Source organism: Brevundimonas sp. (genome assembly GCF_044336875.1).
In the GTDB taxonomy this organism is placed as follows: Bacteria; Pseudomonadota; Alphaproteobacteria; order Caulobacterales; family Caulobacteraceae; genus Brevundimonas.
The window spans coordinates 206,251-214,674 of the sequence record NZ_JBIIOP010000005.1 but is presented as its reverse complement, the minus strand read 5'-3'; the positions used below and the strand labels follow the sequence as shown (position 1 = coordinate 214,674).

Annotated in this window: 6 protein-coding genes; 5 read left to right on the top strand and 1 reads right to left on the bottom strand. The window is 70.1% G+C overall.

All coding sequences use genetic code 11. The annotated features are described in order from the left end of the window. The 4 genes from ACIQ1T_RS09320 to ACIQ1T_RS09305 all read left to right on the top strand — a co-directional run. The coding region (locus ACIQ1T_RS09320) for an NADP-dependent malic enzyme (RefSeq protein WP_395944261.1) at nt 1–2,195 on the top strand (2,195 nt) is incomplete at its 5' end. Between the two features lie 2 nt (nt 2,196–2,197). Further along, the gene (gene rsmI, locus ACIQ1T_RS09315) at nt 2,198–3,070 is read left to right on the top strand and encodes a 16S rRNA (cytidine(1402)-2'-O)-methyltransferase (protein ID WP_395944260.1); all 873 of its coding nucleotides are present in this window, start codon (nt 2,198–2,200) and stop codon (nt 3,068–3,070) included. Further along, on the top strand, nt 3,067–3,489 hold the full coding sequence (locus ACIQ1T_RS09310; RefSeq protein WP_395944259.1) for a YraN family protein: 423 nt from the start codon (nt 3,067–3,069) through the stop codon (nt 3,487–3,489). The genes rsmI and ACIQ1T_RS09310 overlap by 4 nt, the downstream gene beginning before the upstream one ends. 9 nt (nt 3,490–3,498) lie before the next feature. Next, nucleotides 3,499–4,314: a SirB1 family protein gene (locus ACIQ1T_RS09305; RefSeq protein ID WP_395944258.1), complete on the top strand. Its 816-nt coding sequence runs from the start codon at nt 3,499–3,501 to the stop codon at nt 4,312–4,314. A gap of 49 nt (nt 4,315–4,363) precedes the next feature. On the opposite strand, the gene ACIQ1T_RS09300 is transcribed toward ACIQ1T_RS09305, so the two are convergent. After that, nucleotides 4,364–5,617 (bottom strand): UbiH/UbiF/VisC/COQ6 family ubiquinone biosynthesis hydroxylase, encoded by a 1,254-nt coding sequence (locus ACIQ1T_RS09300; protein ID WP_395944257.1) that lies wholly within the window; start codon nt 5,615–5,617, stop codon nt 4,364–4,366. Nucleotides 5,618–5,908: 291 nt separating this feature from the next. Here ACIQ1T_RS09300 and ACIQ1T_RS09295 point away from each other — a divergent pair, with 291 nt between their 5' ends. Continuing rightward, the gene (locus tag ACIQ1T_RS09295) at nt 5,909–8,329 is read left to right on the top strand and encodes a DNA translocase FtsK (RefSeq protein ID WP_395944256.1); all 2,421 of its coding nucleotides are present in this window, start codon (nt 5,909–5,911) and stop codon (nt 8,327–8,329) included. Nucleotides 8,330–8,424 lie beyond the last annotated feature (95 nt).

The following is an 8,424-nucleotide window of genomic DNA, read 5'->3' as shown; positions in this document are numbered from 1 at the left end:
TCGCCGAGGATGCGGACAAGGCCTACGACTACACCTCCAAGGGCAATCTGGTCGCCGTCATCTCGAACGGCACCGCCATCCTGGGCCTGGGCAATCTGGGCCACATGGCCTCCAAGCCGGTGATGGAGGGCAAGTCGGTCCTGTTCAAACGCTTCGCCGACGTCGACAGCTTCGACGTCGAGGTGAAGACCACCGATCCGGACGAGTTCATCACCGTCGTCAAGAATATCGGCGACACCTGGGGCGGCATCAATCTGGAGGACATCAAGTCCCCCGAATGTTTCGTCATCGAAAGCGAGCTGCAGGACCTGCTGGACATCCCCGTCTTCCATGACGACCAGCACGGCACCGCCATCATCTCGACCGCCGGTCTGATCAACGCCGTCCATATCGCCGGCAAGAAGATGAGCGAGATCAAGGTCGTCCTGTCCGGCGCCGGCGCTGCGGGCCTGTCCTCCATCGCCCTGATGAAGGCGGCCGGCGTCAAGGCCGAGAACACCGTGATCTGCGACCGCGACGGCGTGGTCTACAAGGGCCGCGAACACGGCATGGACCAGTGGAAGGCCGCCCATGCGACCGACACCCCGTTCCGCACCATGGCCGAAGCCATGGTCGGGGCCGACGTGGTGCTGGGCCTGTCCGCCAAGGGCGCGATCACCAAGGAGATGGTGGCCTCGATGGCCCCCAATCCGATCATCTTCGCCATGGCCAACCCCGATCCCGAGATCACGCCGGAAGACGTCAAGTCGGTCCGTTCGGACGCCATCATCGCCACCGGCCGCTCGGACTATGTCAACCAGGTCAACAACGTCCTGGCCTTCCCCTATCTGTTCCGGGGCGCCCTGGACGTGCGCGCCCGCCGCGTGAACCACGAGATGAAGGTCGCCTGCGCCCAGGCCCTGGCGGCCCTGGCCCGCGAGGACGTGCCGGACGAGGTCGCCGCCGCCTATCGCGGCCGCAAGCTGAAGTTCGGCCCGGACTACATCATCCCGACGCCCTTCGATCCGCGTCTGATCTGGTACATCCCGCCCTTCATCGCCCAGGCGGCGATGGATACCGGCGTGGCCCGCGTCCAAATCGAGGATATGGACGTCTATCGCAACGCCCTGCGCTCGCGCGTCGATCCGTCGGCCGCCCTGATGCAGAAGATCAACTCCGCCGTTCGCGGCGGCCCGGACAAGCGCGTCGTCTTCGCCGAGGGTGAAGAGCCCGCCGTCATCCGCGCCGCCTGGGGCTTCAAACAGGCCGGACTGGGCACCCCCGTCCTGGTCGGTCGAGAGGACCTGGTGCGCCAGAACGCGGCCGAGGCCGGCCTGAACTTCGACGATCTGGGCATCGAGATCACCAACGCCCGCGTCTCCGGCCACAATGTCGAGGACACCGAGTGGCTGTACGAGAAGCTGCAGCGTCGGGGCTATCTGCGCCGCGACGTGCAGCGGATGATCAATCAGGACCGCAACTATTTCGCCGCCACCCTGGTCGCCAAGGGCCGGGCCGACGCCATGGTCGCCGGCGTGACCCGCAACTTCAACATGGCCCTGAAAGAGGTCCAGCGCGTGCTGGACGTCGAGGACACCCTGATCGGCCTGTCGATCCTGCTGGCCAAGGGACGCACCCTGTTCGTCGCCGACACCACCATCCATGAACTGCCGGACGCCGAGGAACTGGCCGATATCGCCGTCAAGGCGGCCGAGACGGTGCGCAAACTGGGCCGCAACCCGCGCGTGGCCTTCCTGTCCTATTCGACCTTCGGCAATCCGCCCGGCGACCGGGCCGAGAAGATCCGCGAGGCCATCCGCATCCTGGACAAGAAGGGCGTCGACTTCGAATACGAGGGCGAAATGCCGCCGGAAGTCGCCCTGGATCCCAAGGGCCACCCGGCCTACGCCTTCAACCGTCTGACCAAGCCCGCCAACGTCCTGGTCATGCCGGCCATCCATTCGGCCGCCATCTCGACCAAGCTGGTCCAGGCCCTGGGCGGCGCCACCGTGATCGGCCCGCTGCTGGTCGGTCTGGAGAAGCCGGTCCAGATCGTCTCCCTGGGCGCCTCGGTCAGCGAGATCCTGACCGCCGCCACCTTCGCCGCCTATGACGCCGGTCCCGCCTTCCAGGGCTCGGGCCTGACCTCGGCGCCGCGTCCGCCGGCGTCCGTGGTCGAGGCCAGGCCGACGACCTCGGTGCCGCCGACCGTCTGACCATGAGCGAGCCCGGCCTCTTCCCGCCGACCGCCCCGCCGTCCCGGCGGGTCGAGCCGGGCCTCTATCTGGTGGCGACGCCCATAGGCAATCTGCGCGACATGACGCTCAGGGCCCTGGACGTGCTGGCGGCCGCCGATCTTGTCCTGGCCGAGGACACCCGCGTCACCGCCAAACTACTGTCCGCCTATGGGCTGAAGGCCAGGCTGGAACGCTGCGACGATCACGCCTCCGGCCGCGCCGCCGACCTGGCCATCGAACGGCTGCGCGAGGGTCAGGTCGTGGCCCTGGTCTCCGACGCCGGCACCCCCCTGGTCTCCGACCCCGGCTTCGTCGTCGCCCGCGCCGTCATCGCCGAGGGCCTGCCGGTCCATCCGATCCCCGGTCCGTCCAGCCTGCTGGCCGCCCTGTGCATCGCCGGCCTGCCCGCCGACCGGGTGCTGTTCGCCGGCTTCCTGCCGCCCAAGACGGCCGGTCGCACCGCCGCTCTGGAGGGGCTGAAGGGTCAGCGCCAGACCCTGGTCTTCTTCGAGAGCGGCCCGCGCCTGAGGGACAGCCTGACCGACATGGCCGCCGTCCTGGGCCCTCGTCCCGCCGCCGTGGCCCGCGAACTGACCAAACTCTACGAGGAATGCGTGCGCGGCACGCTGGACGAACTGGCGGTTCACCCCCGCCTCGACGCCCCCAAGGGCGAGATCGTCGTCGTCATCGGCCCCGGCGAGCAGGAACAGGCCAGCGAAGCCGACGCCGACGCCGCCCTGATCGAGGCGCTGAAACATCTGCCGACCGGCGAGGCCGCGTCCGAGGTGGCCAAGGCCCTGGGGCTGAACCGCAAGACCCTGTATCGCCGCGCCCTGGAGCTTCGGGACCGGTGAGCCAGCGCCTGCCGCGCCCGGCGCCGAACCGTCGCCCGAAGGCGGCGTGGCGTCAGGCGCTCGGCGGAGCCGCCTTCCGCAGCGGTCATGCGGCCGAATGGACCGCCGCCTTGTGGCTGATGGCCAAGGGCTATCAGATTTTGGGCTTTCGCCTGAAGAGCCGGGCCGGAGAGATCGACCTGTTGGCCCGACGCGGCCGGATTCTGGCCGTGGTCGAGGTCAAGCGCCGCGCCACCCTGGAGGCGGCGCTTCTGGCGCTGAAGCCGGATCAACACCGCCGACTGGTCGCGGCGGGCGAGGCCGTGCGGCGCAATCGGCCGGCCCTGCAACCTCTTGAATTGAGAATTGATATGGTGGCGCTGGCCCCGAAACGGTTTCCGCGTCATCTTCGCGGCGTCACAGACCACGGCAGGGGCTGAAGGGATCGCATGACGCGGGAAGAGGCCGAGGCCATCCTGACGTCGGCCGGAGAGGCCGGCGACGACGGCTTCCCCCTGCTGGAAGCCGCAATCGCCTGCGCCATTCACGACTATCCGTTCCGCGATACTGAGCCCGTCCGCACCCTGGCCCGCAGCGCCTGCGAGCGGCTGAAGGAACGCATCGGCGGCGAAAGCCCCGACGACGCCCTGTCCGAGACCATGGCCGCCGACCTGCGCCTGAACGGCGACCTGCTCCACTACGACCACCCGTCCAACACCGACATCATCGACGTGGCCGAGCGGCGGCGCGGCCTGTCGGCGGCCCTGGCGGTCTTCTATCTGCACACGGCCAAGGCGGCGGGTCTGGACGCGGCCGGCGTCGACTTCCCGGGCCATTTCCTGATCCGGGTCGAGACCGGCGACGGCCCCGTGGCCCTGGATCCGTTCAGCCAGGGCCGGCTGGTCCTGCCCAGCGAACTGACGCGCCGCGCCCTCCGCGCCGGTCTGACGCCCCATGTCGCGGACCGACTGGATATCCTCATGGCCCCGGTCAGCGACCGCCAGGCCCTGATCCGTCTGCAGAACGTCCTGTTCAGCCGCGCCATCCGGGGCCAGGACTATGACGCCGCCGAACGCTCGGCCCTGCGCCGCGCCCTGCTGGACCCCGAGGACCACCGCCCCTGGCTCGACGTCGCCGCCGCCCGTGAGAAACAGGGCGCGCTGGCCGGCTCGCTCCAGGCCTTGTCACGCGCCCACGGCCTGGACGGCGTCGAGGAGGCCCGCCGCTCGACGACGTTCGAACGGGTGCGAATGCGGCTGAACTAGAAGCCCAAGCGAATGCCTCTCCCTCCCGGCACGGGGAGGGAAAAATCCGTCAGACCGGCTCGCCGCGCAGCAGTTTCGGCAGATCCCCCGTCGCCCCGCCGGCCTCGTGCATGAAGGCCCGGCGCAGCGGGCCGATCCGGTTGACCGCCGCCATGCCCAGATCCCGCACCAGCCGCACCGGGGCGATGTCGTTGGAGAACAGCCGCACGAAGGCGTCGAACCCCGCCGCCAGGGCCGCATTGTCGAACCGGCGCCAGCGGGCGTAACGCTCCAGCACCGTCTCCGAGCCGATGTCCTCGCCGAGGCGCGCGGCCTCGCCCAGCACCTCGGCCAGGGCGGCGGCGTCCTTCAGACCCATGTTCAGCCCCTGGCCCGCCACCGGATGCACCCCGTGGGCGGCGTCGCCGATCAGGGCCAGGCGCGGCGCGACCAGTTTCTCGGCCAGGCTCAGCGACAGCGGATAGACGAAGCGCGGCCCCTCGACCGTGGCCCCGTCCAGAAATTCGCCGAACCGACGCATCAGATGGGCGTGGAAGGCTTCGTCGGACGCATCCCGCAACGCCTCGGCCCGACGCGTGGTCTCGGTCCAGACCAGACTGGCGCGCTGGTCCGTCAGCGGCAGGATGGCGAACGGCCCGGCCGGCAGGAAATATTCGTGGGCGATGTTTCCGTGGTCGCGGCCCAGCCGCACCGTGGCCACCACGCCGCTCTGGCCATAGCCCCAGCCGACCGTCTCGATCCCGGCGGCGCGGCGCACGGTCGAGCCCCGGCCCTCTGCGCCGACGACCAGGGGGGCGACCAGCTCGGTCCCGTCAGCCAGAACCACAGTGGCCTTGCCCGTCTCGGTCCGCACCGTGGCCACCGAGGCCGGCGCCCGAACCTCGATCCCGGCCCGCGTCACCGCCTCGGCTAAAGCCACGCGGATGCGGCGGTTCTCGACCATATAGCCCAGGGGCTCGCCCCCGGTCCGTCCGCCGATCTCCTCGGCGTCGAACCGCAGAAAGGCGGGCGAGGCGGGCTTGCTCGCCGCCCCCGGCCGACGTCCGTCCGTCACCAGGATATGGTCCATCCGGCAGGCGTGGGGCCGCAGGGATTCGCCCAGGCCCAGGGCGTCCAGCATCCGGAAGGTGGCGAAGGCGACGGCGGTCGAGCGGCCGTCGAAGGTCGGGGCCAGCTGGGCGTCGAAGGGCTGGGGATCGACCATGACCACCTTCAGCCCGGCCTGGCTCGCCGCCAGGGCGAAGGCCGCCCCGGTCAGCCCCGCGCCGGCGATGACGATGTCGTAGCGTTCGATCTCAGCCATGCAGGGCTTGTCGCGCCGCGCGGGCCAAAGGTCCAGAGGGCGAAACGCACACCCCCGTCTCCTCCCCGCCTCGCGGGGAGGGGGACCGCGTAGCGGTGGAGGGGTTCTTGAAGCCGCACAGACGTCGATCGTGCGGGAAGAACCCCTCCGTCTCTCCGCTGCGCTTCGAGCCACCTCCCCGCAGAGCGGGGAGGAGACGATCTCCCACCCTCCCGCTGGTAAATGCGCTCTTAACCCTGCCGGTGCGACAAGGGCTGCCGAACGTCAGCCGCCCGGAAGGTCCGCCCTTTCATGTCCACCGCCCTCGCCGTCGGCCGTCAGGCCTGGATCAGCGCCCGCATCCTGTGGGAAGCGCCCTTCGTCGTGCGCTTCCGGGGCGTGCTGCAGGCCCTGCTCGCCACGCTATTGCTGGTCGCCCTGATCTCGTGGAACCCGGCCGACGCCAGTCTGAACGCCGCCTCCAGCCTGCCGACCACCAACTGGCTAGGCGCGAACGGCGCCCTGTTCGCCGACCTGTTCATGCAGTCCCTGGGTCTGGCCGCCTGGCCCGCCGCCCTGCTGCTGGTCGCCTTCGGCCTGGCCCGCGCGGTCGGCGACGCCATCCAGCAAAGGCTGAAGCCCACACCGCTGAAGGCCCTGGCCGCGACCGGCGGAACCCTGCTGCTGTCCGGGGCCCTGGCCGCCCTCGCCGCCCCCGCCGCCTGGCCCCTGGCCGCCGGCCTCGGCGGTCTGTGGGGCGACGCCCTGACGGGTCTCAGCGCCCAGGGCATAGGCGCCCTGCGCATCCCCGGCGGACGGATCATCGCCGGCCTGATCTTCCTGGGCGCCGGCCTGTGGCTGACCGGCTTCGCCATCGGCCTGCGCGCCGTCGACTTCCTGGACGCCCTGCACTGGGGCCGGTCGCTGCGCGCCCCCGCTGCGCCGCCTGCGCCCGCCGCCAAGAAACCTCGCGCCAAGCCCGCCCGACCGAAGGCCGAGCCCCGCGCCGCCGCGCCGGTCGACGACGCCCCCCTGCCGCCCGAGACGGACATGGAGGCCGATGGGCCTCAGACCGCCTATGACGACCTGCCCCCGTGGGAAGACGAGCCCGCCCCGACATCCGCCCGCGCCCCGACCCGGCCGGTCGAGCCCCGCGTCGCTGCGGTCAAGGCGCCCAAGGCCCGCAAGGACGACGCCGACCAGCAGGCCTTCGACTTCGTCCGTCCCGAGGGCGCCTTCGACCTGCCCCCGCTCGGCATACTGACCAAGCCGGGTCAGCGCACCGGCGCGGTCGACGAGGATTCGCTGAAACAGAACGCCAAGATGCTGGAAGGCGTGCTGCAGGAGTTCGGCGTGCGCGGCGTGATCGACCAGATCCGCCCCGGCCCCGTCGTCACCCTGTACGAACTGGTTCCGGCGCCCGGCGTCAAACACGGCCGCGTCGTGGCCCTGGCCGACGACATCGCCCGGTCCATGTCCGCCCGCGCCTGCCGGATCTCGGTGGTCCAGGGCCGCAACGCCATCGGCATCGAACTGCCCAACGCCAAGCGCGAGACCGTCTATCTGCGCGACCTGCTGGCCAGCGCCGAATACGACAAGAAGGGCCATCTGCTGCCCCTGGCCCTGGGCGAAACCATCGGCGGCGAACCCTATGTCGCCGATCTGGCGCGGATGCCCCACCTGCTGATCGCGGGCACCACCGGCTCGGGCAAGTCGGTCGGGGTCAACGCCATGATCCTGTCGATCCTGTATCGCCATTCGCCGGCCGAATGCCGCTTCATCATGATCGACCCCAAGATGCTGGAACTGTCGGTCTATGACGGCATCCCGCATCTGCTGGCGCCGGTCGTCACCGATCCCAAGAAGGCGGTCGTCGCCCTGAAGTGGACGGTGCGCGAGATGGAGGACCGCTATCGGCGGATGTCCAAGCTGGGCGTGCGCAACATCGCCTCCTACAACGAGCGCGCCCGCGAAGCTCAGGCCAAGGGCGAACATTTCGAACGCACGGTCCAGACCGGCTTCGACGACCAGGGCCGCCCCGTCTACGAATCCGAAAAGATCCGGCCCGAGCCCCTGCCCTTCCTGGTCGTGGTCATGGACGAGATGGCCGACCTGATGCTGGTCGCCGGCAAGGACGTCGAAGGCGCCGTCCAGCGCCTGGCCCAGATGGCCCGCGCCGCCGGCATCCACCTGATCATGGCCACCCAACGCCCGTCGGTTGACGTCATCACCGGCACCATCAAGGCCAATTTCCCGACCCGGATTTCCTTCCAGGTCACGTCGAAGATCGACAGCCGCACCATCCTGGGCGAACAGGGCGGCGAACAGCTGCTGGGCCAGGGCGACATGCTGTACATGGCCGGCGGCGGCCGCATCACCCGCCTGCACGGCCCCTTCGTCGACGACAAGGAGGTCGAGGACGTCTGCAAACACCTGAAGGCCCAGGCCGAGCCCGACTATCTGGACCTGATCACCGACGAGCCGGACGGCGACGGGGACAACGGCTTCGATGAGGGCGGGAACGGCGGATCCGGCGACGATCTCTACGACCGCGCCGTCGCCGTGGTCACCCGCGACCGCAAGGCCTCGACCTCCTACGTCCAGCGCCGCCTTCAGATCGGCTACAACCGCGCCGCCTCCCTGATCGAGCGGATGGAGCAGGAAGGCGTGGTCAGCCCCGCCAACCACGCCGGCAAGCGCGACGTCCTGGCCGGCCCGCCGCCGATGGTGTGACCCCACACCGCCCTCCCCCTCCCCGTTCCGGGGAGGGTGGTCGCGAAGCGACCGAGTGGGGGCGGCCGGCAAGGCCGCCTTGTCTGATGCACCGT